The 25,735-nt window shown below is 57.0% G+C and carries 18 protein-coding genes and 9 pseudogenes; 12 read left to right on the plus strand and 15 right to left on the minus strand.

What is annotated here, in order from left to right:
* Window positions 1–272: 272 nt before the first annotated feature.
* Window positions 273–539: pseudogene (locus AKN83_RS37285) on the minus strand (transposase); the annotation flags it as partial.
* Between the two features lie 551 nt (window positions 540–1,090).
* On the opposite strand from AKN83_RS37285, the pseudogene AKN83_RS39165 reads away from it, so the two are divergent.
* Window positions 1,091–1,739: pseudogene (locus AKN83_RS39165) on the plus strand (transposase); the annotation flags it as partial.
* Between the two features lie 39 nt (window positions 1,740–1,778).
* On the opposite strand, the pseudogene AKN83_RS37295 reads toward AKN83_RS39165, so the two are convergent.
* Together AKN83_RS37295 and AKN83_RS37300 are read right to left on the minus strand one after the other, a co-directional pair.
* A pseudogene (locus AKN83_RS37295) lies at window positions 1,779–2,174 on the minus strand (electron transfer flavoprotein subunit alpha/FixB family protein); the annotation flags it as partial.
* Between the two features lie 14 nt (window positions 2,175–2,188).
* Window positions 2,189–2,938, minus strand: coding sequence for an electron transfer flavoprotein subunit beta/FixA family protein (locus AKN83_RS37300; RefSeq protein WP_063695728.1), 750 nt, complete (start codon window positions 2,936–2,938; stop codon window positions 2,189–2,191).
* A gap of 167 nt (window positions 2,939–3,105) precedes the next feature.
* Here AKN83_RS37300 and AKN83_RS41615 point away from each other — a divergent pair.
* Window positions 3,106–3,990, plus strand: a pseudogene (locus AKN83_RS41615) (IS3 family transposase); the annotation flags it as partial.
* Between the two features lie 514 nt (window positions 3,991–4,504).
* Here AKN83_RS41615 and AKN83_RS37315 read toward each other — a convergent pair.
* From AKN83_RS37315 to AKN83_RS39180, 7 genes and pseudogenes are all read right to left on the minus strand, one after another.
* Window positions 4,505–5,347, minus strand: a complete 843-nt coding sequence (locus AKN83_RS37315) for a 2OG-Fe(II)-dependent halogenase WelO5 family protein (protein WP_050400042.1) — start codon at window positions 5,345–5,347, stop codon at window positions 4,505–4,507.
* Entirely contained in the window at window positions 5,325–6,596 is a 1,272-nt protein-coding gene (gene ectB / locus AKN83_RS37320; protein WP_050400040.1) for a diaminobutyrate--2-oxoglutarate transaminase, read from the minus strand. Before ectB ends, AKN83_RS37315 begins: the two co-directional genes overlap by 23 nt.
* A gap of 945 nt (window positions 6,597–7,541) precedes the next feature.
* Window positions 7,542–7,835, minus strand: a complete 294-nt coding sequence (locus AKN83_RS41620) for an IS66 family transposase (RefSeq protein WP_244522239.1) — start codon at window positions 7,833–7,835, stop codon at window positions 7,542–7,544.
* A gap of 77 nt (window positions 7,836–7,912) precedes the next feature.
* Window positions 7,913–8,089, minus strand: a pseudogene (locus AKN83_RS41970) (IS66 family transposase); the annotation flags it as partial.
* A 441-nt stretch (window positions 8,090–8,530) separates the two neighbouring features.
* Window positions 8,531–8,683: a hypothetical protein gene (locus tag AKN83_RS42210; protein WP_244522237.1), complete on the minus strand. Its 153-nt coding sequence runs from the start codon at window positions 8,681–8,683 to the stop codon at window positions 8,531–8,533.
* Window positions 8,684–9,234: 551 nt separating this feature from the next.
* Window positions 9,235–9,640 (minus strand): annotated as a pseudogene (locus AKN83_RS42215) (IS66 family transposase); the annotation flags it as partial.
* An 808-nt stretch (window positions 9,641–10,448) separates the two neighbouring features.
* Complete coding sequence (locus AKN83_RS39180; RefSeq protein ID WP_083992421.1) at window positions 10,449–10,934, minus strand: GNAT family N-acetyltransferase; 486 nt, start codon at window positions 10,932–10,934, stop codon at window positions 10,449–10,451.
* 311 nt (window positions 10,935–11,245) lie between these two features.
* Between AKN83_RS39180 and AKN83_RS39185 the strand changes: the two genes are divergently transcribed.
* The 3 genes and pseudogenes from AKN83_RS39185 to AKN83_RS37350 all read left to right on the plus strand — a co-directional run bounded on the left by AKN83_RS39185 (window position 11,246) and on the right by AKN83_RS37350 (window position 14,590).
* A complete protein-coding gene (locus AKN83_RS39185) occupies window positions 11,246–11,782 on the plus strand; it encodes a GNAT family N-acetyltransferase (RefSeq protein WP_083992416.1) in 537 nt (178 codons plus the stop codon).
* A gap of 257 nt (window positions 11,783–12,039) precedes the next feature.
* Window positions 12,040–13,146 (plus strand): annotated as a pseudogene (locus tag AKN83_RS37345) (IS630 family transposase).
* A gap of 75 nt (window positions 13,147–13,221) precedes the next feature.
* Window positions 13,222–14,590 (plus strand): annotated as a pseudogene (locus tag AKN83_RS37350) (IS701 family transposase).
* A gap of 437 nt (window positions 14,591–15,027) precedes the next feature.
* Here AKN83_RS37350 and AKN83_RS40330 read toward each other — a convergent pair.
* From AKN83_RS40330 to AKN83_RS37365, 4 genes and pseudogenes are all read right to left on the minus strand, one after another.
* A complete protein-coding gene (locus AKN83_RS40330) occupies window positions 15,028–15,294 on the minus strand; it encodes a hypothetical protein (RefSeq protein ID WP_157113761.1) in 267 nt (88 codons plus the stop codon).
* The gene (locus AKN83_RS37355) at window positions 15,291–15,491 is read right to left on the minus strand and encodes a hypothetical protein (RefSeq protein ID WP_050400035.1); all 201 of its coding nucleotides are present in this window, start codon (window positions 15,489–15,491) and stop codon (window positions 15,291–15,293) included. Before AKN83_RS37355 ends, AKN83_RS40330 begins: the two co-directional genes overlap by 4 nt.
* A gap of 73 nt (window positions 15,492–15,564) precedes the next feature.
* Window positions 15,565–15,741: a hypothetical protein gene (locus tag AKN83_RS40335; protein WP_157113762.1), complete on the minus strand. Its 177-nt coding sequence runs from the start codon at window positions 15,739–15,741 to the stop codon at window positions 15,565–15,567.
* A 580-nt stretch (window positions 15,742–16,321) separates the two neighbouring features.
* Window positions 16,322–16,999: pseudogene (locus tag AKN83_RS37365) on the minus strand (dethiobiotin synthase).
* 893 nt (window positions 17,000–17,892) lie between these two features.
* Between AKN83_RS37365 and AKN83_RS37370 the strand changes: the two are divergent.
* From AKN83_RS37370 to AKN83_RS37390, 7 genes are all read left to right on the plus strand, one after another.
* Window positions 17,893–18,252: a Dabb family protein gene (locus AKN83_RS37370; protein ID WP_050400031.1), complete on the plus strand. Its 360-nt coding sequence runs from the start codon at window positions 17,893–17,895 to the stop codon at window positions 18,250–18,252.
* A 109-nt stretch (window positions 18,253–18,361) separates the two neighbouring features.
* Window positions 18,362–19,756, plus strand: a complete 1,395-nt coding sequence (gene pabB / locus AKN83_RS37375) for an aminodeoxychorismate synthase component I (protein WP_050400030.1) — start codon at window positions 18,362–18,364, stop codon at window positions 19,754–19,756.
* On the plus strand, window positions 19,753–20,337 hold the full coding sequence (locus AKN83_RS39190) for an anthranilate synthase component II (RefSeq protein ID WP_083992417.1): 585 nt from the start codon (window positions 19,753–19,755) through the stop codon (window positions 20,335–20,337). The genes pabB and AKN83_RS39190 overlap by 4 nt, the downstream gene beginning before the upstream one ends.
* 1,129 nt (window positions 20,338–21,466) lie before the next feature.
* Window positions 21,467–22,048 (plus strand): hypothetical protein, encoded by a 582-nt coding sequence (locus tag AKN83_RS37380; protein WP_050400028.1) that lies wholly within the window; start codon window positions 21,467–21,469, stop codon window positions 22,046–22,048.
* On the plus strand, window positions 22,045–22,368 hold the full coding sequence (locus AKN83_RS37385; RefSeq protein WP_050400026.1) for a hypothetical protein: 324 nt from the start codon (window positions 22,045–22,047) through the stop codon (window positions 22,366–22,368). The genes AKN83_RS37380 and AKN83_RS37385 overlap by 4 nt, the downstream gene beginning before the upstream one ends.
* Before the next feature lie 246 nt (window positions 22,369–22,614).
* Entirely contained in the window at window positions 22,615–22,878 is a 264-nt protein-coding gene (locus AKN83_RS42220; protein WP_083992419.1) for an HNH endonuclease, read from the plus strand.
* Between the two features lie 9 nt (window positions 22,879–22,887).
* Window positions 22,888–23,847 (plus strand): AlbA family DNA-binding domain-containing protein, encoded by a 960-nt coding sequence (locus AKN83_RS37390; protein WP_050400025.1) that lies wholly within the window; start codon window positions 22,888–22,890, stop codon window positions 23,845–23,847.
* A 550-nt stretch (window positions 23,848–24,397) separates the two neighbouring features.
* Here the strand turns inward: AKN83_RS37390 and AKN83_RS37395 are convergent.
* Complete coding sequence (locus AKN83_RS37395) at window positions 24,398–25,255, minus strand: hypothetical protein (protein ID WP_050400023.1); 858 nt, start codon at window positions 25,253–25,255, stop codon at window positions 24,398–24,400.
* Window positions 25,256–25,735: the final 480 nt, after the last annotated feature.

Consider the following 25,735-nt stretch of genomic DNA (forward strand, 5'->3'; position numbering starts at 1 on the left):
CGCCCACACTCTTCCGAGCATGATTACCACGATGCTCGTTTTGACAGCGTCTGGACCCATTTCGAGGCGTCATCGGCGGTTCGCTTGCGCTCATCTTCCCATCACTCACCTGACGGCGTAGCCCGCCGCCTTTTCCCCAGCGCTCACCACCACGTCTCTTAAACGCAGCAGCCTGGAGTGGTTTGAAGCCTGCCCCTGCACGCCGGCTCCGGGAGGCCAGCTCCCATCTTCAACACAGTTATGCTGGCAGATACGCACCAGCTACGAGGCACACGGTAGTAGGGGTTCTCGATCCAGCGAGCGCACAACACCTCATCTGATAGGTTGTGCATGTGCTTCAAAATGAACAGGCCGGCGACTAGCCGCGTCGGCAGGCCCGGCTGCCCCGACCCCGCTTGGCATACTGAACCAAAGCGGTCATCCAGAAATTTCCAGTCAATCAGCGCCGCTAACCAAACCAGCGGGTGGCCCATGTCGATGATTTGATCGAGCCCAGGAAGCAGCAAGTCTCTCTGACGATCATCCCGCGGTTTGCTCATCGCCTTCCCCAACGCCGATGACCCGCCGTCAGGGAATCACGAATCGCTCGAAAGCAAAATCCCAAAACGCAAGACAGCGCGCTCCAACACCCGGCTTTCCTGCAAAATCGAATACTTTATCGAGACAGCTTCTGCCCATCTCCCAGGCCGATCCGCATTCTTCACGGGCGACTACGACGGCTCGTCACGATCCCAGTCATCCGGCCACGAGCACCGCCGTCGAAGCATCGCGTCGAGAGCGCCACGCAAGCGAGTGGATCATAGCCAACGCTGCGATCCTGCCCACCCCTGGCAGCCAAATCCAAGGGTGCTTGGGTTAATCCGGATACGCGACCTGATACTGGCCGAGCCGAGGCCCAGAATCAACGGAAGTAACCCGGCGAATCCATCCATGTCCACAGAACTCGGCAGTTACTAAAATCGGTCCCCGCATTGCGCACGATCGCCAGAAGGCGACAGCGTGACGTCGGCCGCGAGTTCGCACGATGTGACCTGCCCCTGAGTATTTCCTCCAGATGGAGTTAGAGTCGGGCCTGCAGAAGGACGGACAGATGAAGCGAGCAAGGTTCACGGAAGAGCAGATTATCGCGGTATTGAAGGAGCATGAGGCTGGGGCGAAGACAGCTGACCTGGCTCGCAAACACGGGGTCTCCGAGGCGACGATCTACAATTGGAAGTCCAAGTTCAGCGGCATGGAGGTGTCGGAAGCCAAGCGGCTGAAGGCGGTCGAGGATGAGAACACAAAACTGAAGAAGCTCTTGGCCGAGCAGATGCTCGATGCGGCCGCGCTCCGCGAGCTTTTGTCAAAAAAATAGTAGGGCCCGCCGCCAAGCGCGCCGCGGTGGCGCACCTGAAGGCCGTGATGGGCCTGTCGGAGCGGCGGGCCTGCACGATCGTTGGCGCGGATCGGACGATGATCCGCTACAGCTCCAGCCGCCGTCCAGACGCGGTTTTGCGTGGTCGATTGCGCGATCTCGCCCACGAGCGGCGACGTTTCGGCTACCGCCGGCTGTTCGTCTTGCTGCGGCGGAGGGCGAACCGTCGGGGATCAACCGGATCTACCGGCTTTATCGGGAAGAAGGGCTCATCGTTCGCAAGCGACGAGCCCGCCGCAAGGCCGTGGGGACCAGGGCGCCGATCCTGGTGGAAGCGAGGCCGAATGCGCGCTGGTCGCTGGACTTCGTCCACGACCAGTTCGCCATACAAGAAATTCGGCCTCAAACAAACCTTGCCTCGGACCTACCGACCGTAAAAGCGCAGACGTCTGGCACGAGTGCTATTTTTGAGCGCTTCGGTGAGCTCCGGAAGCGCCTGGTAGAGGTCGGCGACCAGGCCGTAATCGGTGACCTGGAAGATCGGTGCGTCTTCACCCTTGTTGATGGCGACGATCACCTTGGAGTCCTTCACGCCGGCCAGATGCTGGATCGCGCCGGAGATGCCGACCGCGACATAAAGTTCCGGGGCCACCACTTTGCCGGTCTGGCCGGCCTGCCAGTCGTTCGGCGCATAGCCGGCATCGACCGCGGCGCGCGAGGCGCCGACGCCGGCGCCGAGCTTGTCGGCGAGCGGCTCGGTGTATTTGGCGAAGTTCTCGCGGCTCTGCATGGCGCGGCCACCCGAGACGATGATCTTGGCCAACAGCGTCGTCATCAGAGAACCCCGGCTTCGGTCTTGAGCTTGTTCACGAGTTCGGCGACGTCCTTGACCTTGAAGCCCGCCTTGCGGCCTGCCGGTTCCGCGGTCTTCAGCACTTCCAGACGCGGCGTCACATCGACGCCGTAGTCAGCGACGCTCTTGTCGTCGATCGGCTTCTTCTTCGCCTTCATGATGTTGGGCAGCGACGCATAGCGCGGCTCGTTGAGGCGGAGGTCAGTGGTGACGATCGCCGGGCCCTTCAGCTTGATGGTCTGCAAGCCGCCGTCGACTTCGCGCGTGACCTTGAAGTCACTTCCTTCGACCTCGAGCTTGGAGGCGAAGGTCGCCTGCGACCAGCCGAGCAGCGCGGCCAGCATCTGGCCGGTCTGGTTCGAGTCGTCGTCGATCGCCTGCTTGCCGAGAATGACGAGGCCGGGCTGCTCCGCCTCGACCACCGCCTTCAGGATCTTTGCGACCGCGAGCGGTTCGACATTGCTTTCGGCCTTGACCAGGATGCCGCGGTCGGCTCCCATCGCAAGGGCGGTACGAATGGTCTCGGAGGCCTGCGCCGGTCCGATCGACACCACCATTACTTCGGTCGCCTTGCCGGCTTCCTTCAGCCGCAGCGCTTCCTCGACGGCGATCTCGTCGAACGGGTTCATCGACATCTTGACGTTGGCGAGCTCCACGCCCGTCCCGTCGCTCTTGACGCGGACCTTGACGTTGTAGTCGACGACCCGCTTTACCGGCACAAGAACCTTCATCGATCCTCTTTCGCTTTGATTTTATCCTCAAAGCCAACGAATGCAGGCTTGCGCTTGTCTCGCCAGGCGGCGATTCCCTCTTGGAAATTGACCTGAACCCCTGAACTTCATCCAAAAAATGGGTAGAATCCGTCCACCTCGAGGGAGACGGAGATGAAGCAGTCGAGGAAGAGCGGATCATTGCTGTGCTGCGGGAGCACGAGGCAGGATCGAAGACCGGTGATGTTTGCCGGAAACACGGGATCAGCAGCGCGACGTTCTACAAATGGAAGGCCAAGTATGGTGGCCTGGACCTATCCGAAGCTCGGCGCCTCAACGTCCTTGCCGACGAGAATGCGAAGCTGAAGAAGCTGTTGGCCGAGGCGATGCTCGACAACGCCATGCTAAAGGACCTCAAGTCAAAAAAATGGTGACGCCCGTTGCAAGGCGGCAGGCTGTGGCTCACCTTTGTTCGAGTTTTGAGGTCAGTCAGCGGCGGGCGTGTGAAGTGATGGGGCTGATCGGTCCTCGGTGCGTTATCTCAGCCTTCGGCCTGACGACGCGACCATTCGCGTCCGCCTGCGCGAGTTGGCGTCGATGCGCTGGCGCTTTGGCTATCGCCGTCTGCTTCTCATGATCCGCAGTGAAGGCGTACTTATCAATCACAAGAAGCTGAGGCGGCTGCATGCCGAGGAGCGGCTGCAGGTTCGCCGGCGAGGTGGACGCAAAAGAGCTCTCGGAACGCGGGTTCCGATGGAGTTGCCGCAGGGACCGAACCAGCGTTGGTCACTGATTTCGCCAGCGACACGCTGACCGACAGCCGACGCTTCCGTATCCTGGCTGTCGTTGATGACTTCATCCGAGAATGCATCGCATTGGTGGCCGACACGTCGTTGTCGGGGATCCGGGTTGGTCGTGAGCTAGATGCCGTGATCGCCCGGCGAGGCCGCCCAACGATGATCATCAGCGACAACGGGACCGAGCTCACCAGCATGGCCATCCTGCGTTGGTCGCAGCTCACCCGGATCGAGTGGAACTACATCGCGCCGGGCAAGCCGCAGCAGGCCGCATATCAGTGACGGACATATCGTCTGGTTATACGAATCTATCAGTCATGGGGCCGAGATCAAGATCGGTTATGGTTTGGCTTTGGCGTTCCGACTGACTTTTGTGGGGACCTTTCGATTGTTTCAACGAAGGCGGTCGAACGGTCCATACCGTGTAACGCGTAAAGTCACCGCATTGCAGATCCGCGCAGCGCTTAGCTCACCGGCGCCAATAGCCGGTCTCCGAGCTGCGAAAGTCGACCGGCTGTGTAGCCAGAACGTTGCCAGCGGCACAATCACAGAACCTGAAGCGCAAAGAGGCGCTGCCGAGGTCGGTGACCGGGGCCCTCGCGCACGTCGATTTCTTCGCTTGCCTTGACGATTGGGCGGATATTCGCTCAGTGAACAACTCACTATTGGATTGACGACGTAATTCGATCTGCGCGATATTTGCCAGTGAATGGCCTCCACCTTTAGGAACGCCCCCTCGCCGCCCACGCCGGTCAGCGGCCACAACATCAACTTTTGGTGCGCATCGACGCTAAGTCCACCACAGAACAAGATTCGGTTGAGCAAACCCGAAGAAGCAATTCAGCAGTAGCCGACGCTTTCGATTGCCTAATTGTCCAGTGACCCCGTGGATGAAACCGCCGTCGATCAGAGCGATATCCCCGGCACGAAGATGGAAGTCGTGAGAAGGGACAGCCTCAAGATAGGCCATCGTATAGGGATAGCCTGTGGTCTCAACGCCCTGAGACCTCCGGTCCGTTTCAGTCGGCTTGTGGCTCCACACCCTCAGATTGCCACCTTCCTCGGGCATACTAGGATAGAAGTTAAGCGCAACGATAGTGTTTTTAGCCACTGCAGCGAGGTCGTATTCTTCCCCAGCGCATAGGACTTGAGCGACGTCGTCGTGCGGCTCCAAGGTATACGTGCCGGTGCCAGACCAACAGATAGCGCGACAAATGTTAGCTTGGCCGTGCTTTGAACGGGCCAACCGCAATTCAATACCCCGATTATCAAGCTCGCGCCGCAAAGCGTCGAACAATCCGCGGACCGGATCAGCCAAATTGCCAAAGAGAGCATCGACAAACGGCCGCGCCTTTTCTGCCTCTGCGAAATAAGTGGCTGCATCCTTCCTGTAATGAGATGCGCCGACATATTGTCCGGGAACGCCGTCTTTCCGCTCCTTGAGACCGGAATTGCTGATAAAGTTTGCGGTGATCTCCTCTGCTAATTCGACACTGAACCCTTGTCTGATGTGCAGGCCAGTGATCTCGCCCTTCATTATTGAGATGACCTCGGCAGTATCGATCGAGCCTGATCGTTCTCTAATCGTAAGAGGCGAGATCGCGGGCGCTTCAAATACTTGGGCAGTTACCATTGGCTTGCTCCTGTAGTGCGTGATTAAGGATGGTGATGCCACGATCGAGTTCGTGATCGGTGATGGTTATCGGCGGGAGGATTTTGATAACATCGCGATTTGGTCCTGAGGATTCAATCAGGAGGCCGTTCTCGAAGGCGATATCGTGCAGTCGCCCGATATCAACCTGTGAACGGCACTTGAGGCCGGCCATCAACCCTCGACCGCGCTTTTCTTCGATACACTGCGGAACGTTTGCTGCGAGGCGATCAAGGTATCCTTGCAGTTTACAGGCTAGCCGCTCGACACCTGCAGTAAACCGCCTGTCGGACCACATTTTGCACATGGCTTCTGCGGTCACGAAGGCGAGATTGTTGCCTCTGAAGGTACCGCTATGTTCTCCCGGACTCCATACGTCCATGTCGGGGCGGATCAGAACCATGGACAGCGGATTGCCTGAACCGCTTAGCGACTTCGAAAGGCAAACAATATCTGGTTCGATTTTCACGAACTCGAACGAGAAGAATTCGCCGGTCCGTCCCGCACCCGCCTGAATGTCATCGACAATCAAAACAACGCCGTGCTTGCGGCAAATACGATGAATTTCCCTGAGCCACGTTGCAGACGCGGTGTTCATTCCACCTTCTGCCTGAATGGTTTCCAAAATGATCGCGGCGGGCTTTTCTATGCCACTTCCCGAGTCGCCGAGCACGTAGTCGATGTAACTAGCGGAATCGAACGCTTGGTTCGGATAGCCGTCGTAGGGGACACGGACCACATCGTGGCGAGGAACGCCGCCCAGCTTCCTGGTCGATGCTGAGCCCGACGCCGCTAATGAGCCGAGCGACATACCGTGAAATGAATTTGTGAAGGCCATGACACTCGATCGGCCAGTATATTTCCGCGCCAGAGCAAGCGCCGCTTCGTTAGCGTTTGTGCCGGTCGGCCCAGGAAACTGTAATTTGTAGGACAAGCCCCTGGGTTTCAAAATCGAATCAACAAACACTTCAATGAATTCACGTTTTGCCACCGTATACATGTCGAGCGACAGAAGAATATTCGCGCCCGCGAGATATTCAATCGCTGGTGTAAGAATACTCGGATTGTTGTGTCCGTAGTTAAGTGCGCCGGACCCCACAAGGAAATCGATATAACTCTTTCCAGCCTCGTCCTGAATTGTGGCCCCAAGTGCTTTCGTAAAGACCGTGGGAAATGATCGCCCATAGCGACGAACGTTAGACTCATGAGCCGCGAAGATGTCGGTATTCATTTTCGGTCCATTTGCATGTGGCATCGCATTCAAAGGATTCTCAATCGACCATATTTAGTCGGAAGTGGAATTTCTGCTCAAATCCAGAATGGCGCGCGCGATGACAGTCCAAGTCGTGTTAATATGGTCGAACCGGCCGTCGGCTTCTCGCTCGGTCTATCGACCCTCATATCGCCTTTCGACCGCCACGAAATTTCCGGCGCCGATCTCTGCTGCGAGAGTGGCGCGCACAGATACGGTTCGGATTTGCCTAACCACGAAGTTCCTACTTACTTGCGAGAGTATGAGCAAACGATAGAATGTAGTTTTCGATAATTTCCATTTTACGTGGCTCGCCGATCATTTCATCCATGGCGGTCTCGTTCCTTGGCTAGGCACGCTTCTTGGACTGCGGAGTTGTGAACAATCTCCGAGCCGGAACGTGCACGCGCTTTGCGCGGGACCCTTGTCTTTTGACACGCGTCTTCGAAAGGGCTCAGCTCACTTACCTGAGAAACGCAGACAACGGACCTATCAAGGCTGGCAGGTTTCCATGAGACAGAAGTGCGTTCCCCAAAGTAGGCGCGCGTCATCGATTCGAAGACTCGAGCGATTTTTAGACTTTCGATGCCGAGCTGGGCGAGCCGAGTGTTAGTCCGTGCGCATCCAGTGACCCCCCAAGCGAGGCCTTTTTTTTGGCGGAAGGCGGATCCCGCTTAAGCGGCGTGAGCGATGCTTTCAGGTTGCCAATTCCAACGCAGCGGTTCGTCAATGCGCTTGGCAGGGTGACTGGTAGGCGCGCCAGGACATCTCGCAAGCCAGGTCTGTGGGTCGATGTCAAGATGATAGTCGCACGTCGGCAGCTCTCATCGGGCGCGACGAAGGTCCATTTTTCCGCCCCACGGCGACCGCCCGTAGCTCGCGCTCGGCAGCACGATGCAAAGCATTCCGTCATCAAGGAAGCGGCTAAGTGCATCCCAGCGGCTCAAGCAGTAATTGAACCCTTTGGTCGTGTCGTTGTTCATGGAGAGCTTGGCGCGCTGTCCCGCGCAACCACATCGCCAGGTCGACGATCAGGGGGCGGCTACTCTCCTGGCGCGCAGGCAAACGCTCCTTGGCAATAAGACCGTTGATCTCGCGCTCGATGGCGAACAGAACATCGACGCGATTGACCGACTCGGCCGCGATCGGCGCCTTGCTGAGCCGCGCGAGATCAAAGAACTTGCGGCTGCCGAGTGCCCAGCACGCAGCCTTGATGATCGGCCGCCCTTGCGATTGGCTTCGTAGAGCCTGCCAAAGCCGACGTAGGCGTTGGCCTGCAGTCCGGCATCGCCCGCCAGATGCGGCTCGGGATGCGCACTGCCACGATCGGGCGAGTAGGAGAACACGGCCGCCGGCGGATCTGGGCCGGCAAACGGACGGTCGTCGCGCACGTAGGTCCAAATCCGGCCGGTAACCGTCTTAAGCTTGGCCAGTACCGGGACCGTCGGGTGAGTAGCCCGGAGGGATTTCACCTCCGCCTCTCGCAGGACCGGGCGTGAGACTCTCGCCTCACCCGGCTCCTATCAGGCAAGCTTGCCGCCATCGCCGAGTTGCCAATGCACAAAGACCCTGCGGTTCTCGCGCGCGATCTTCTCCAGGACGGCCCGCAGCAGAAGCTCGTGGACGATATTGTCGAACAGTCCCTTGATGTTGGCACTCCAGAACCCAATCGTACTTCCAGCACCGCTGTCACGTCACGCCTACGCCATCGAGAGCCGATTTACCGGGTCTGTAGCCGTAAGAGTCTGCCAGAAAGATTGCGTCGAGATCCGGCTCAATCAGTTGTTTGACAACCGTCTGTGCCAACGGTCTGCCACAGTGGGCACCGCGAGGATCCTTTGGCCCCCACTCTTCTTTGGAATAGAGACGGCGCGAACAGGCGGCGGGAAGTAAGCGCCTGAGCTCATTCGATTTCAAATCTTGTAGAGAGTGCTCTTCAAGTCGGACTCGAACTGCTCAATCGTCACTCCGTCGACACCGGCAGCGCCACCATTGGATCGCACCTGCAGATATGCTTCGTACACCTCTCTCTTGTCGATGCTGAACGGTTTGCCCGGCTGGTTCACCGTCGTCCTCCTGTTGTCAGTTGCGACGATGGCCAGCCCACCTGATCCGATCCCTTTGCTCCGGCCCCATTACGAGCCTTCGTCGCTAATACGGATCGGTCCGTCCCAATGCTCCGCGTCGGTAATCTCGACTCGCGGTCTTCTCCGCTTGTGCTTCTCCCTTTCCATCGGAGCGACTGGTTCCTGCAGTTCCGCAGCAGCGCCTGCATCCGATTCACGCCCCCTCAACGTCGGTCGCCGCCCGACCGGTCATCAGGCTTCCGGCGGGCTCATCCCAGAGGGACGACACACCTCTGGTTTTGACGACGATTTCCACCTTCCGACGGTTCATCGGTGGGTTCATTTTCATTCGTCTCTCGGACGCGTATCCGTTCGGGTCTCTCCCGACCGCTAGCTTCAACGCTCACGACCGCGCCTCTTAAGCGAAGCCGCTTGAAGTGATTTGAGATCTACTCCTGAAAGTCGATCCCGAGGGGCCTACCCTCATCGCTGCCACAGCTTGTGCACACAGATTTTCAGATCATTTCGAACATCCTTTCTGTGTGCTTCTGCAGCACACTGTCATCCGCGTGGATGCGCTCGGCTCATGACGTGGATCCGGATGGCCTCAATAATGGGATCGAGTGCTACCACGCAGCCTCCGACCCGACCCGCCAGGGTCGAGACGTCGATCTCGATCTCTTCGCGGGCATAGGTTTTACTCTGTCGGTTCAACGGCTGATGCAGCAGGAACTTGTTGACCAGCACCATCGCCAGCAGGCTCGGCCCGGCAACGCCTCGCAGGATCAGATGGGAGGGGGCCGGCGGCTGAGTGATCGCTTCGCAGTCCCGGCAAAACGAGCTTCTCGCGTACGTGCTGGATCACTTCCACTGGCGCGGGGCGAGCTCCAGCGTCTCGGTCACGTCCTCGCCAATCTTGCGCAATCGGCTATCGCCGCTGCATGGGCAGGTAGCAGGTGTCCGATAGCTCCTCCTCCACCGGCTCCGCGACGGCGCGTGCCGCTTTGTTTGCCCGCTTCACAGGCACTATCAGCAGGTCCGACTTCTCCGTGCCACTCATAGGCTTCGGCCCTCGGCCTTCCCCATGATCCCTGCTCCCGGCTGGCGAGGGCAGCGCGGAGACCGGTTCCCGCGCAGAAGATTTACACGGATGCCAGGGTCTACAGACGACGCGGAGCTCCCCGACACTCGCATATCGCGTCGGGTCATGTTGCTTTCTGCCGACCGGAAGGCGTCAGCGCTCCAGATGGGAACTTGCGTGACTCAATGGCTGGTCTACGCTCGCCCGTGTGAACCCTTCGCTGGCCTCACGGCCACGCGTGTCCACGACGTCAAGCCGTTTGACTTGGGCAATGCGCCTATCACTGTCCATAAGGACAGTTCTCAACAACACGCCTCATTCGGCAAGGCGGCAACCACCGAACGAATACGTTAGTGCTGAGAAGTACAGCGGAGTTCAGCTGCGCGGATCTGCTCGTTCGCAAGGACGTATCGGCAAGAGATCGCGATATCCGGAGCGATTGCTAGCTAGCCCACACTCAATAAACGACGAGGCTGACGAGGAACAAACGTTCATAGTACCGGAGGTGGCGCAGCAAAAACGTCGCTGCGAGTGCGGGTGGCCGCTCGCTTGACGCGTTTTTGCGCCCGTCAACTATCGGCCGCCATCGGCTTGGCATCGATTCTGTGAGAGCAATCGGAGATTCGCTTGCGGGGCTGTCGTTCGCAGATTCTCATCTGCGCAGAGGCGCTCGCAGATTACGACTCATCGTAACTTTTGCGAGACCCATACGATGTTGTGCCATTCTCCATGAATGCGCGCGACTTCGTGTAGCATTGCGGCGCGACGGAAGAACACATCGGCGCTTCTTATACTTCGTACATTCCTCTCATATACAGTTGAGACCAGTAATCGAAACCCCAAATTGGCTGCAGTCTCAATCAAGTGCGCAAGCATGAGCTTTCCAAGTCCCTTCCCTCGATGACTCTCGTCAATGTAGCGCGATGTTTCGGCGACATCTGTATATTCGGGACGCACTGAAAACCTACTTAGTGAGCACCAGCCGATCACTTTATTGTCAATTTCATAGACGAACGCAGGATAAGGATCTTGATGTTCACTAAGCCAGGCGACGCGTTCTTCTTGATTGTCGGGAGCGATTGGACTCATTGCAAAGACTCCGGGCTTCATTGCCTGATTGTAGATAATTGCGATCTCGCCGGCATCGGCATAAGTTGCACGTCGAAACATTTGTATCTCATACACTCTTGGGCGCACGTACACTGCTGGTGTTGTCTAGGACACGACGCGCGCTCGATGTCCCACCGAAATCTGCCGGTCAAGGGTCTAATAATTAGAGCTCACTTATCCTCCCCACCGACACCGCCGTTTGTCGATTCGCATGCAGACATTCCTGCCTGCGTTCAGGCTCCAAATAGATTCAGTTAGATCTATCCGCACAAGCTATAAGCTCCGGTAGGTTGCCCGCGGGTCGCCCAACGCTGCAGATAGCTGCTATCGATCCCGTCCTCTGAGTAAAATGAGATGAGAAAGGACATTCAATGTCGTATCAAGTGCGCCCATTGCGAACAGATGACCTGCCAAGCGTGACAAGGATCTACAACGCCGCATGTCATGCAAGAGAAACAACAGAAGGAACCCGCCCTTGGAGCGACCAGCGAATGAAAGAATTTCTACTCGATGCAGGTCCGTCATTTGAGTCCTATACGTGCGAGGACGGCGGCACGGTGGTCGGCTGGACAGCAATTACTCGGTTGCGACTCAGGGAAGATGTTAAACACGCAGCCGAGATGTCGCTATATGTTCAGGAGTCAGTTCGTCGTAGAGGAATTGGGAGCGCCCTTGCGAATACTCTTCTGAGTCGAGCAAGCATTATTGATTTGCACTGCATCGTTGGATTCGTGTTTGCGGACCTCCCGGAGGTCGTTTCTTTTTCAGAACGCAGGTGTGGGTTTTCGATCGCCGGATGCCTTTCGGAACTCTTTTCCGACGGCGAAAAGCACCGCGACATTTTGCTTCTTGAAAAGCTTGTAGAACCGCGCAAGCATAGTCGGCCCTCACGGTCATCGATTCCCTAGTTTGCGGCCTCCGCAATCGTAGCTACAAGACCTGTCACTGAGTTTATCAATGCATTTGAATAAGGAATGCTCAACCCGCTCTGCGAACCTGAAGAACAGTCGATTAAAAATTGACGCTTTCAGATCGTTTAGGAACGTGTCAGCAACCGGCCAGGCTTCGGCTGCTCAAGCCTTACGCCGGTGTATCGATCTAGTCATCTGGAACGCAAGTTCGTCACATTAGTTGATGGCTCGAATCTTTGTAGAGGAGAGCGCTTGTGGGGAATGCAGGAGTGAGAGGCCGGCCGATCGCGCCGTTAGTGGTCAGTCCGCAGGAGCGCACTTACCTAGAGAGGCAAGTTCGTCGTCATCGTGTTGCGCGGTCGCTATCTGAGCGGCGCCGCGCGATCCTGCGATGTGCGGATGGCTTGCCAAGCAAGTCGGTGGCTGCCGAACTCGGCATCCATGAACACACCGTTGGCAAGTGGCGCCGTCGATTTTTGAAGGATCGCTTTGATGGCCTGCTTGACGAAGCCCGCCCTGGCCGCCCTCGCACCATCGACGACGATCAGGTTGCTGAGGTAATCGAGCGGACATTGCGTACGACGCCGGCCGACGCGACGCACTGGTCGATCCGCTCGATGGCCGCGGAAACTGGCCTTTCCCACACCACCATCCGCCGAATGTGGTCGGCGTTCGGCTTGCAGCCGCACCGTAGCCAGACATTCAAGTTGTCGAGCGATCCGCTGTTCGTCGACAAGGTACGCGATATCGTCGGCCTTTATCTATCCCCACCGAACCGAGCCCTTGTCCTCAGCATCGATGAGAAAAGCCAGATTCAGACCCTCGATCGTGAGCAGCCGGTCTTACCGATGATGCCTGGCGTGCCGGAACGTCGCACGCACAGCTACGTGCGGCATGGCACGACCACGCTTTTTGCAGCGCTCAATGTTGCCTCGGGGTTCGTCATCGGCAATGCTACAAGCGCCATCGGGCAGTCGAGCTTTTGAAGTTCCTCAAAGAGATCGACGCTCAAATCCCCGAGGGGCTCGCTGTCCATATTATCATAAACAACTATGCCACCCACAAGACGCCCAAGATCAAAGCGTAGCTCGCTCGCCGGCCGCACTATCATGTCCACTTCACGCCGACTTCTACGTCCTGGATCAATCAGGTCGAGCGCTGGTTCGCGGAACTCATCAGAAAGCAAATCCAGCGAGGTGTTCACACCTCCGTCAAACAGCTCGAGGCCGACATCCGTACTTTCATCGACCTGCACAACAAAAATCCGAAGCCTTTCAAATGGACCAAATCTGCTGACCAGATTTTGCCCTCCGTCAAAGGCTTCTCACAAAGCCCACCAGACTTTATGTGGTGAACTTTAGATTCACCTGACTAGCACTACTTTGGCAGATTGTCGGTTTTGCCGCGCTTTATAGGATTCCCGAATCAGTTTTTCAATGATTCATGGGTGGTCGGCTCTGGAGGGCTGACCATGGCGGGATGGAAAGACGAACTTGAATGCTGGCTGATGCCGTTCTTGGACCGGCTGGGTCATAAGACTCGGCAGCGGATGTGTCCTCAAGTATGTTGCGGGACTGATCGGCCCTGGCGATCGCAAGAGCGTTCAGCCGATGGCGGAGCGCCTTGCCACGGGCCACTACGACCAGCTTCACCATTTCATTGCGGACGGTCTCTGGGACGCGACGCCGCTGGAGACGGAGCTGCTTAACCAGGCGGACCGACTTGTCGGCGGTAGGGATGCGGTGCTCGTTATTGATGACACCTCACTGCCGAAGAAGGGCGAACGCTCGGTCGGTGTCGCGGCCCAATACGCGTCGGCTCTCGGCAAAACGGCAAATTGCCAAACGCTGGTGTCCTCGACGCTTGCGCGCGGCGAAGTGCCGGTGATGGTCGCGTTACGTCTCTTTCTGCCTGACAGTTGGACAAGCGACGTGTCTCGTTTGAAGCGTGCTCGCGTGTCGGTCGAATACCGAACGCCACGGTCCAAGCCGGAAATTGCCGTGGCCGAGATTGACCGCGCGATGGCAGCCAACGTGCGCTTTGGATGTGTGCTGGCGGATGCAGGATACGGACTTAGCGCACCCTTTCGACGAGGGCTAACGGAGCGCGGGCTGGCTTGGGCTGTCGGCATCCCTCGGCACCTGAAGGTGTATCCGGTCGACGTGAAGCTCATTTGGCCGATCACCAAAGTCCGCGGGAAACCACGAAAGAGTCCGCGGGAAACCACGAAAGCACCATGTGCCCTATATCTTACGATTGCGGCAGAACAAATGCTGGCCAGCGCCAAATGGAAAGCCGTGAGCTGGCGCAGCGGAACCAAAGGTCGGCTGAAAGCCCGATTTGCTGCTCTCCGTGTCCGCACCACCGACGGCCCTCCTCAGCGGATTTGGGATAAGGGTCAGCAGCATCTCCCGGGCGACGAAGCTTGGCTCATTGGCGGGCAACGTGCCTCAGGGGAGAAGAAATACTTTCTTGCCAATCTCCCTGCGGCGACGGATCTGCGCACAGTGGCCGCCAGCATCAAGGCAAGATGGATTTGTGAGCAGGCGCATCAGCAGTTGAAGGAGGAGCTCGGACTTGATCCTTCGAGGGGCGATCATGGCAGGGTCTTCATCGCCACGACCTGATGACAATGATTGCCTACGCCTTCCTGCAACATCGTCGCCTCGCAAATGCGGGGCGGAAAAAAAGAATCAACGGGCCTCCGCCTCAACCAACCATGCCCGCCGTGTGTCACGCCATCGTCGATCTCATCCTTCGGCCGCCACCTCAGCAGTGCCCATATTGCCAAAAGCAAATCCTTGAAAAACAGTGGCGAAAACAAATTCTGCCAAAGTAGTGCTAGTATTCGCCGGATTTCGGGAGTGTCAATTTACGGATGTGGACATCCCTGGCAGAACGCGCACGCGAGCCGCTGAGATCCACAGCAACAATAGACCGAAACTACACGGCCGCGTCTGCAAGCATCACATCCTCGTTCGGAACGAATATTCCAGAGTGCCCAGAATACAACGGATCGGCCCGACGTTGAATTGAAGTGCAGCGCATTAAAAGAAACCCGCGTCGATCACGTCCGCGCTGGCGCGCTTCTCCAATGAATCTTTGCATCATGGGAGAATAACAAGGCGCATTCATCCGGGCCGCGCCCTGTACGGGGTTAGCCGACCAGGGCGCGAAACTATCATCACCGAACAAACCACAAACGATTCTGGCGAATGCCATGGTTCGCTTGGTCAACAGCATCACGACACAGCTGGACCGACCATCGGCAGGCGGTAGAAGTACGTCCGTAAACCTACCGCGCTATGGGCGTCAGTAAACGATATGACAGTGTAATTCTGCTTCCATCGCGCAACAGGATCTCTATGCGAAGGGCTGCGACTTGAATAGACGAGGCGATCGCCACCTTTGCCCGCGCCCAGAATACCTACATGACCAACAGCTTTGCTGGTCGTCGGCGAGATAATCAACGCCCCCGGCGGAAGATTGTCAGCTTTTTCGGCCTTCATACCGCCTCTTTAAAGACATCATAGAAGGTCGCTGTGCCATCGCTCTTCGTGATCCAGACATTCGCGGCGAAATACACAACATGTCGACAGGCCCACATGCACGCCAGGTTTCCATGATCTGGTCCATCTCCAGTCTTGAATTTATCGACTTGGTCAATCGCCTCTTGAGCGACCTTTGCATGATCGCTGTCGCTCATCGTGCCGCTGTAACTAATTGCGGCTTGAATTACCGCTCCTTCGGATGGGAACTCTACGCATTGTCGACAGCAATCAGTCCGCATTTTGCGCCGCCATCTTAAAGAGATATTGGCCTCCTTCGTGATCGGCAAAGTGCTGGGTGACGCGGACATATGTTTGGCCTCCGCGTTCTTGCGTTTCGACCTTGCTCACCTTGCCCTTAGGGTCGAGTTGAGCCTTCAGCCCAGGATAATGATCAATACTATTCACTGGCAGTCTCCATTTGCGGGAGGATGAAATTGACGAGTTGTAACAACTTGAGGTTACACTTGCCGTCCGGCCGTCGCAAATGGAAGATTGGGATTTCTAGGCCAGCATCGTCAGATTGACGACCTGCCGGACTTCACCGCTCTCGGCTATAGACGGCAGCACAGCCAGCTAGCAATCAATGATCTCCGGGTTCGGCCTAGGAAAGACGGCAGCTTCACGTGACGATTTTTGGGCGCATCGCAAGCAACCTAGCTCTACGTGCTGCGCGCGCCGGGCCTTCCGCCCTGGCCTTCTGTCCCGATCCCTCGCGCCGGGCTCCGCCCGCGGCGCCCGCAAAGGTCGCTGCGCCGCTACCATTCCCCCGTCCGCGCTAGGCTCGTGCAGGCTGGTTGGTCCTTCTCGGCAAGCTGCGCGGTTTGGAGAATACAACAAGACGCGATCTCGGCTTGCCGCTCCTCTCGCCCCTCATGTGCTGGAAACCTGCGCTCTTCCTGCTTGTTGGTCGAACCCCCGCGTTCAGGCGACCGCTCGTTTGGCCTGCATGCGAGAAAGCGCCTTACACGACGCGGACCGCGCATTATCACTTGAAATCGTCACGCAAGAAGGAGGCCTTGAATGCAGCTTCCAGGCTATCCGCCGACAGGGGCGCAATCCATGGCAGTCGCCCCAACCACCGCACCCGTCCAATCTCGCAAATCGCTCTCACGGCATCCGGGTTCTTTTCGCCAATCAAGGCGACTCCAAGAATGTCGATCTGGCGCCTTCGGATCGCCTCTATGGAGAGCAATGAACAATTGATTCTACTCGCAGTTGTACTGGTGCACAGCACTATAGGAATTCGCCACCTCTCCAAGAGGTCAATGTAAAGCGAACCACAATTCAGCGGCTCCATGAGTCCGCCGGTCCCCTCGATCACGAGCGGCTGTCCTCCGGTGTCCGGCACGTCCAGCAATTCCGGCTTAATGCGAGCCTAGTCGATTTCCGCGGAACAGTGTGGCCAAGCGGTCGTTTGCAGTCGGTACCCCTCAGGCACAATGCGATCCGGCGGAAGACTGGCAAGCCGAGCAACGCACTCGGTGTCCGTCTCTCCTTCGAGGCCGGCCTGAATCGGCTTCCAGAACCTGGCGCCAAGGAGATTGACGAGCCCTGCGCAGAACACGGTCTTTCCGACGCCGGCGCCTGTAGCCGTGACCACGATCCGCTGCTGGCTCGCCGATCTTGATCTTTTGTCAAGCGTTGTGCCCACCTCGTTCTCCATTCTATGCAGCGGGCGCCGGCGCAAAGACCGCTTACTCTTCGCAAGTCGTTGACGCCGGTGCCCTCAACTTCCGGATCTACCAACGGCTGCTCATCGACGCTGCTGCGTGCATCGCCTCCCCCTCAACGTCGAAACAGCAGTGCGATATACGCGAGATGCCCGTCGTGATTGGCGTCCGCCGACCCGTCTCAAAAAGCTCCGAATGCGGATTTGTTACATCGAATTATAGACGGTCGGCCGGCACGACAGCCCCCTCCTAGAGCTGCGCTTGATGCGTTGTGGCAGGTTAAGATTGTTATCGGCGCGGAAATATTGTCCGAATCGGACGGAGACGTTCACGGGCCGCTGGGTGTATCCCAATAGACGCAGAACGGTACGCCTCGAGCGACAGCGGTGCGATTGTGGAGTGATTTCACCTGATGTCTCGGAAAGTAGCCGATCGGGGGCGTATTGGCCGTGACTCTAGGGGGATTTTTGCGCGTTTGACCTGAGCACGCGAGTTTATCGATAGCGGGCAGCCCCGACAGATTTTGCGCAATCAATCACGATGATCCTGCAAATAACACATCGACTCCTCGCTGGGTGTTGGTTGTTACGCACCCAGTGTCTCTTTTCCAACGGAACGAATCCCGACATTGTTCGATGTTGAGGTCACGAGCAGCGCCCTTGCAAAAGCTCAGAGCGCGCTACCTCGATCACCTTTATACGTAAGCTACGCGCAGACCATTGGGCATGACAATTCTCAGATCCTGCTCGAGTGCGAGTTCTGCTGCACATTCGTGGCATTATCGATGTCAAAGACCGCTCCAGCTATCGAAGCCCGTCAGCATTGCCTCGGGCTAAATCCCGAGATAAGAACGGGACAAAGTTGCGGCGTCACTTTTGCGGCCACCATGATCCGTCATATCGTCTTCTTCACAGCCAAGGAAAAAGCCGACCTCGACCGAATCATCGAAGGTCTATCGGTTCTCACCTCGATCACCTATGCGCGCCGGCTCGAGATTGCCCGCAACCGCAAGAGCGACCAGCTCGGCAATGATATCGATGTCGTGGTGTATGGTGAATTCGACAGTGAGGCGGATCTCGCTGCGTACAAAGCGCACCATTTATATCAAGAAGCGATCCGATGCGTACGGCCGCTCCGGGAGTCGCGCTTTGCCGCTGACTATGAGTTGTCGACAGACGTACATTTCGCTGGAACGGCAGGCCTAGGGCAAGTCGCTCGGCGCAGCGGACCGGTTGGTCGTGAGTAGCTCGATGATCAGGTACAGGACTTTGTACGTGTCGGGCGGAAATAGCCCTCGTTGGGATGGCAATTGGGCGCGAACCTCACGACCTGCCGGTCGTCGTAGCAGATAGCCTATGCACGTCTGCGAGTTGCCATGGATCGAGCCGATCAAGGCGCTGCGCTGCCTTGCGCAGCGGCCGCAGCTTACCTTTCTCGATAGCGCCGCAGAGCATGAGCTGCTCGGACGTTACTCATACCTGGCTTGCGAGCCGTTCGGTACCTATTTCGTCGCCGATGGACAGGCAAGTTGGAATGGACAGGCACTTATAGGGAATCCATGGGAGGCCCTCCGCGAGCTACTTGCCAGATACAAAGAAGCGCATCGCCCGGATCTTCCCCCATTCCAGGGCGGCGCAGCCGGCTTTCTTGCCTACGATCTGAACCGAACATTGGAGGAGTTGCCGGCACCGTCAATTGCGGGTCTCGGGTTACCTCAGTCAATACTGCATTTTTATGATGTAGTGATCAGCTTCGATCACCGCGATCAGAAGTGTTGGATCGTCTCGACCGGCTGGCCGGAGCAGGAGTCCACTCGACGGGCCGAGCGCGCACGTCGTCGCGCCGATGAGGTTGCGGCACTGCTTGCCAGGCCAAAGTCGCCGCGGATTGTGATCCCCAGCACCACAGGCCAATGGCATTCGAATTTTAGCCGTGAAGGGTTCAAAGCGGCCATCCAGCGTGTCATCGATTTAATCCTGGCTGGAGATATATTCCAGGCGAACATCGCACAACGCTTCAGTGCCAAGGTCTCCCCCCTGTTCGATCCGCTCACCTTTTATTGCCAGCTCCGCTCTTTGAACCCAGCCCCGTTTGCAGCCCTCCTACGATATGACGCGCTGACGATCGCATCGAGCTCTCCTGAGCGATTTCTGCGGCTCGAGGGCCGGCAGGTCGAAACACGGCCGATCAAGGGCACAATCGCACGCTCCGCGGATGCCGCGGAAGATATGCACCGTGCCGAGCTCCTTCTCGCGTCCGAGAAGGATCGCGCCGAGAATATTATGATCGTCGACCTGCTGCGCAACGATCTGTCACGCGTTTGTACCGACGATTCCGTCGAAGTTTCAGCTCTTTGCAACTTGGAATCCTATGCCTCCGTGCACCATCTTGTGTCGGTGGTCGCAGGCGCGCTGCGCGCAGACCAAGACGCCGTCAGTCTGCTTCGCGCCTGCTTTCCGGGCGGCTCGGTGACCGGCGTTCCAAAGGTGCGAGCAATGGAAATCATTGCGGACATCGAAAAAGCGGCACGAGAGGTCTATTGCGGGGCGATCGGCTTCATCGGATTCGATGGATACATGGACACGAGCATTGCGATCCGCACTGTCGTGATCGACGATGACGCGGCTGTGTTTCACGCAGGCGGCGGAATAACGGCGATGTCGGATCCTGAAGCCGAATATGAAGAGACGCTTGCCAAGGCAGAACGACTGTTCCAAGCCTTCGGTGTCGATCCAACCGGTGCACTTTGATTGTCATCATCGACAACTACGATTCTTTCGTATTCAACATTGCGCGCTATTTCCGCAAGCTTGGTGCAGAGACGGAAGTGGTTCGCAATGACGCGATTAGCGTAGCTGATCTCGGTGGGCTCCAGCCTAGTGCAATCGTCATATCGCCCGGCCCCTGCACGCCAAGGGAGGCTGGCATATCCAACGCGGCTGTCCGGGAACTCTCGGGACGCATCCCAATCCTTGGTATCTGTCTCGGTCACCAGTGTATTGGAAGCGTTTTCGGCGGACGGATCGTGCGTGCACATCGTCCCGTGCACGGCCAAGTCTCGTTGATAAGACACAATGGTCGTGGGTTGTTCAAGGAAATCCCGTCGTCATTTTGTGTCGGGCGCTACCATTCTCTAGCGGTCGAACTCGATCAATCACACGCGCCGAGTCTCATGGTGACAGCCCGCTCAGATGAAGGAGAGATCATGGGCCTGTCGCATCGGCATCATCCAACCCATGGCGTGCAGTTCCATCCGGAGTCAGTCCTTACTCAACAAGGGCCCGTGCTATTTAGGAATTTCTTGCGATTAGCCGCCAATTTCAAAGTGTGAGGTCGGAGACTCTATCGAACGGCGAGCAGGTATCCGCGAATCGCTTGGCAGAGCCAGGTGCAAGACGTAACGAGACAACGAAAACACCCAAACAGTACGTTGCGTACGCAAGTTTCTCTTTTGGTACAGCCTCAATTGAATTACCTGGTGACGCATCGCCCCTTCGTATCACCTCCATTGGGAGAGGTGGGTTTCTTCTGATTTCCTCGTAAACCTTTATTCGAGATCCGCCAAGAGATTGGCGGTGCCTAGGCGGTAGTCTCGCTACCGCTGCCCTTGCGGGCGTTTCCTCCCTTGACTTGGCCGCCGGTCCAAGCGGATCGGCGGTCCTCTTCGATGTCGAGGCGGCGCTCTCATGATTGAGGAATTCCTACAGCGATCTGCAGCTCGACGACGCCGGCTGTAGCTGCAACGTCTGTCATCGTGGTTGAAAGCATTCATGCAACATAGAGGTGTCCAATTCAGCATTCGAGAAGTGCACCCCGGCGAGTGGCGCTACAGTTTCGAGGTCGATAGCAAGAGGATCAGTGGCAAGACCCGAACGAGGCTGCAACTTCTTGCAGTCCGACGGGTTAAAGATCGCATTAATCGTGAACTGAATCGGAGCACGGAACATGGAAGTTGAGCGGTTGCCCGTGGATTCGAATCCCACCCCTTCCTCTACACGGCGTTGATATTATTGCGGTTCGCGATAGTTAGCCGAAAAGCTACGGTCCAAATCTACGGTATCAGCAGTACGCGACGTGTCCGGTAGCCTAGATTGAGGTTTATCTGCTTCAGTTGGTGGACGCGGCGAAACTGGAGCTGACGGATCGCGCCTGAGGTGGCGGAAAGATGTTTCACGCGGAAGACGTAGGTCAGCCCGTTCAAGTGCGCGTGTATTGCTTGCTGAAGTCATTCAGCAGCAAATCTCCATACAGGTACGTCGTGCCGCACATATCGGGTGCTCAGCCAGGACCTGTCCCGGATGGTCTACCCCAGTAGGAGTTTTTGAGAAGCATAGCCTTGATGTGAGCGGTCTGCTCATCCGTGGAAGCCGTGGGCGCCCCGCCTTGCGCTTCTTCGACCAGGGCAGCCTTCTTTGCCATCTCAACCTGCGTTATGATCGAGCTTTTGAGGGTTGAGAATCATGGGACAGGCGAAGCGCCGGCATGCGGAAGTCCAAAAATGGCTTGAGGCCCTGTCCCCCGAGGAAAAGCAGATCGCCGACGTGGCGCGACGCCTCATAACGAACTTTATTGACCCGTCTGAAGCAACTGGGATGTGCTACCGGCTCACTTACTTTCTCCACCTCTACCTTCTGGAAAAGGACATTAAGACGATACCTGTGATTGGGTACGTCAACGACGGAACCGACGATGTGTTCATGTCCCACGCCTGGCTCGAACACGAGGGCAGGAAGACCGATCTGACCCTAGCGAGACCCGAACGTCCTCACTTAAATCCGCCGGGCGACATTCTCATTCAGGATTTTCCGTTTCGACGGATTGGAAAATACACCTATCACCTGACCAAAACGCCTGCGGCCGTCGCCGTCGAGAACGTTTGGTTGGAAGAACCGCAAGGTGCCCGCATCGTCAGGCAAAAGGCAGTCGAGCACGAAGCTATGAAGAAGCGCGCCGAGAATGCCGCAGCGATGCGCTCATTCTTGGACGCTGCGCCGGACGGAATAACCTACGATCGGTTCAAATCAATCATCGCCCAGCCATGAAAACACGCGAAGACCTGCGGCCGACACAGAAGCCGCTTGTAATCGATATCCTGAAATCCCTGGACATGGATGTCGGTAAGTGGGCCGACATGAAAGGCGGCGCGGCGCGCGCGGCGTCAAACCCGAAGTATTGCTACAACTGGTCGTTCCGGCAGCCCGGCGAATTCTTCGTGGTCTGCCTCTGGTACAAAGGCCTCAAGCAGAAAGGCTCCCAGCTCTACTTTGAGGTCAACAGGACTGGCAAAAGAGCCTATCGTACCGAGCCAGGTTCGAGCACGTGGAACAAACGTTCCGACGATTTCGACCAGAGCGTTTGGTAGGCCTACAGCCACCAGCTTCCGCTAAAGGTTATAGTCGTTGAAGGCGATGGCGGGAGCGTCCGGGCGAGGCTGCTCGACGACGCATTTTGGGCGGTTACCGAGTACGATATTGCCACTTCAAAATGCACGATCGTCCGCGGCGCGGAGCCCGTCCCGGTTAGTATTAGCGCGGATGATATCGAGCTAGCGGGATTTGAAGGACAGAAGCGCAAGCGTTTCGTTCAGCATCGCCGTCGTGAAGACTCAATGCGGCGTCACAAGATCGAAGACGCACTGGCAAGAACCGGTAAGCTGGTTTGCGAAGTGCCAAAATGCGGATTTGATTTTGAGAAACGCTACGGGGCCGTTGGAAAGGGTTATGCCCAGGTCCATCATCTTATCCCGCTACACAAAGCTCCGAAGACCGGCCGAAAGGTAACTCTTAACGACCTCGCCATCGTTTGCGCGAACTGCCACGCGATGATTCACGCAGGCGGCGAATGTCGGCCGCTCAAAGGGTTGATTTCGTGAGGACTGCTCATGCTTAATATGTCGAAGAAAGCCGACCTTCAGCGGCTTGTTGATGAAGGTATAGAGGAAAGCCTGACCCTCGACTATAAGGCCTCCCTTTCGTTGTCCCGAGAAGGCGGTAAACCGGACGAGCTATGTAAGGATGTAAGTGCCCTTGCCAATTCCGCGGGCGGCTTGCTCATCTACGGCATCGAGGAAGACAAGAGCGCGGGCAAGCCGTCAAAGGTCGATGACGGAGTTGTTGACCCAAAGATTACCAAGGAATGGATCGAGCAGATATTGAACTCGAAGGTCCAGCCTCGCATGGATGGCTTCCGGATCGAACGCATCGATATGGAAACCGGAAAATATGGCTACGTTATCTCGGTCCACCAGTCGCAAATCGGTCCACATCAGGCTCCGGATGGAAAATACTACAAGCGCTTCAATTTTCAGTCCGTGCCGATGCACGACTACGAGATCCGCGACATCATGCGGCGGTCCACTACGCCTCACCTTTACGTCAGGTTCTCTTTCCTCGATAAGCGTGATCGTACTCATTTCGACTACAAGGCTAACGAGGAGATTTCCAAGCCTGTTCTCCTGCTTGGCACTCTCGGCAATCAATCCCCGCAACCGGCCCACTACGCCATGGTCAGGGTGGGCATTTCATCTAGCATCGGAATACAGCACGGGCCGCCGTGGATTACCGCTGTTGTTGAGGAAACCGAGGACTACGGTCAGTTGGCATGGGTCAGCCAGGTCATTAGCGCTCCACCCAATCTTCCGGTGTTCAAAGAGCTTGAGCAACCGCTTGACCAGAGGGGCATTGCCTTGTTTTTTCATTCAAGAACGCTTGCCCAATCGCACCGTTGGCCTGTCGTCGTGGAAATACTTTGCCCCGGTTTCACATCTCGCGAGGCGTGGTTCATTCAGCAGCAAGGCTCGAACCTGAGACTTTTGCCGCCTGGGCACCCGCTGCTAAGATAGTTATCTGAAGAACCCGCGCCAATATCCGAACCCAATCCCCGCAGCGAGCGCCCAACGCAGGAGCCTCTGAGCCGGAGGTATCACACCTGTCCCCCATTTCCAGATCGCAGTTCCAGCAAGGAATGTCGTGCACAGCTCCCGTCTTTCGGACGCTTCAACAAGCCCACTCCCCGATGGCTGTGTTCGATACCGAGCTTGCTGAAAGACGCGGGGCGACAACAGGCGTCGAGATCGAGGCCGTGACCCATCAGTCCGTCAGCCGATCAGATTCCCGCAAAGCGAATTATGACGGCCAATACAGCAGCCACAAAGCCTCCTATCGGAGGCGCTCATGGCTGATTGGCCGACCGTCTCCGTGAAGATACCACCCGACCTAAAGCTCCATTTGAAGCTGCCGCTGACAACCTGAAACTCTACTGCAAGAAGAACCTGTCCGAGTTTCTGCGCCAAGCAGGCATCGAAAACGCGAGCAAAGCTTCGGGCATGCGGTCGACGCTGCCAATCCATGTAGGCGAAGTGCGCGCCGATAATGATTGCGTCTCCCTAATCGCTATTTGCGATTCACGAAGATGAGCTGAGCACCCATAGACCATGCCTCTGCTCCCACCAAAAGAGCAACGGCTTCTTCCCGGCTCCGTCCGCTAGCCCGCAATCTGCTCAATCGTTGTTGACGAAGCGCGGTGCTCCGGCCCTCGTCCGAGGCTATTCGATAAGCAATACGTTCCGAATCTTGCCGCCGATCCCGAAAAGGTTGGCGGACCGCCTCCCTTCGCTCAAAACCCGCAAGAATTCGCTCCAGTACTTCACCAAGGGAAATTTTTCGAACCTCCAAACGAGTCGCTACTTTATGGGCTATGTCCCTAGCACCCACGGTAGCGAGTGGCAGCGGCCGAGAGCAGACGTAGGCACGTGTTGCATCATAGACGATCTTGTGTGCTCCATCCGAGATGCCGTTACCTTGAAGAACCGAACGAATGCCACCCGGCGTTACAATAAGCGAATTCTCCAGGACCTCGTTACGTTCGTAGTGGCCCAGATACTCTTCCCAGTCGTGGAAGATCGGTGCAACGTAGAAAACGTCGGCACCGTCTTGTTCAGCCTTTAGAAGCAGCTCGAACTGACCATCTGGCTCAGCAGTATCAATGTGATATCTCCAGAACGGTTGACCAAGCTTGGGCCGCGGGGCCGGAACGAAGCGCCGCAGGGCCTGGCCGAGCTTGAATTGGAGCATCAGCGCGGCGCCTTGAACATCAAATCCGACATCGAAGCCGAGCGAGGCTTCGTGCATCAAGCTCGGCAAAAATGGGACCGTGAACAGCCCGGCAGATTCCAATCTCTTTTCCACCTCTCGGGTCACGCCATACCCGTAAGAGAATTCAGACAATCGCTCATGAAGTTCGATCGGCATATGTAGCTCGCCCAAATCAATTTTACCGTTCCCCGGCGCCGACGCTGTCCGAGAAACGCGGTTGTCTAAACGAATCGTTTGGAAAGTCCGAAATCGGTGCGGAGCTAGCAGTGGTCGTCCAGACGAAAAAGAACCACAACCGTTTTGACAATCATGGGGTCGCCAAGCCCCAATGGTTGCAGCATGGTTTGGCTAAGCCGTAGAGTCAAGGTCGCCGGCAACGTGGGGCGACACAGGTTCGCGATGGAAAGGCGGAGCTAACACTGACTACGAGTCGTCGAAACCTAGCAAGCTATGTGCTTGGACGACCTCAAGGCCGCCAGTGCGGCCAACCTACGAGGCGCGATGACCTACTGCTCACTCCCGGATCGACTTTAAACGTCTTACAATCTCGGCACGTTAGTCGACGCTTCGTCTTATGCTTCTCGGCCCGCAAAATCTCGCACATACCTATTGCGTGCTAGGATGAATCCAAGGTCC

The organism is Bradyrhizobium embrapense (assembly GCF_001189235.2).
Taxonomy (GTDB): Bacteria; Pseudomonadota; Alphaproteobacteria; order Rhizobiales; family Xanthobacteraceae; genus Bradyrhizobium; species Bradyrhizobium embrapense.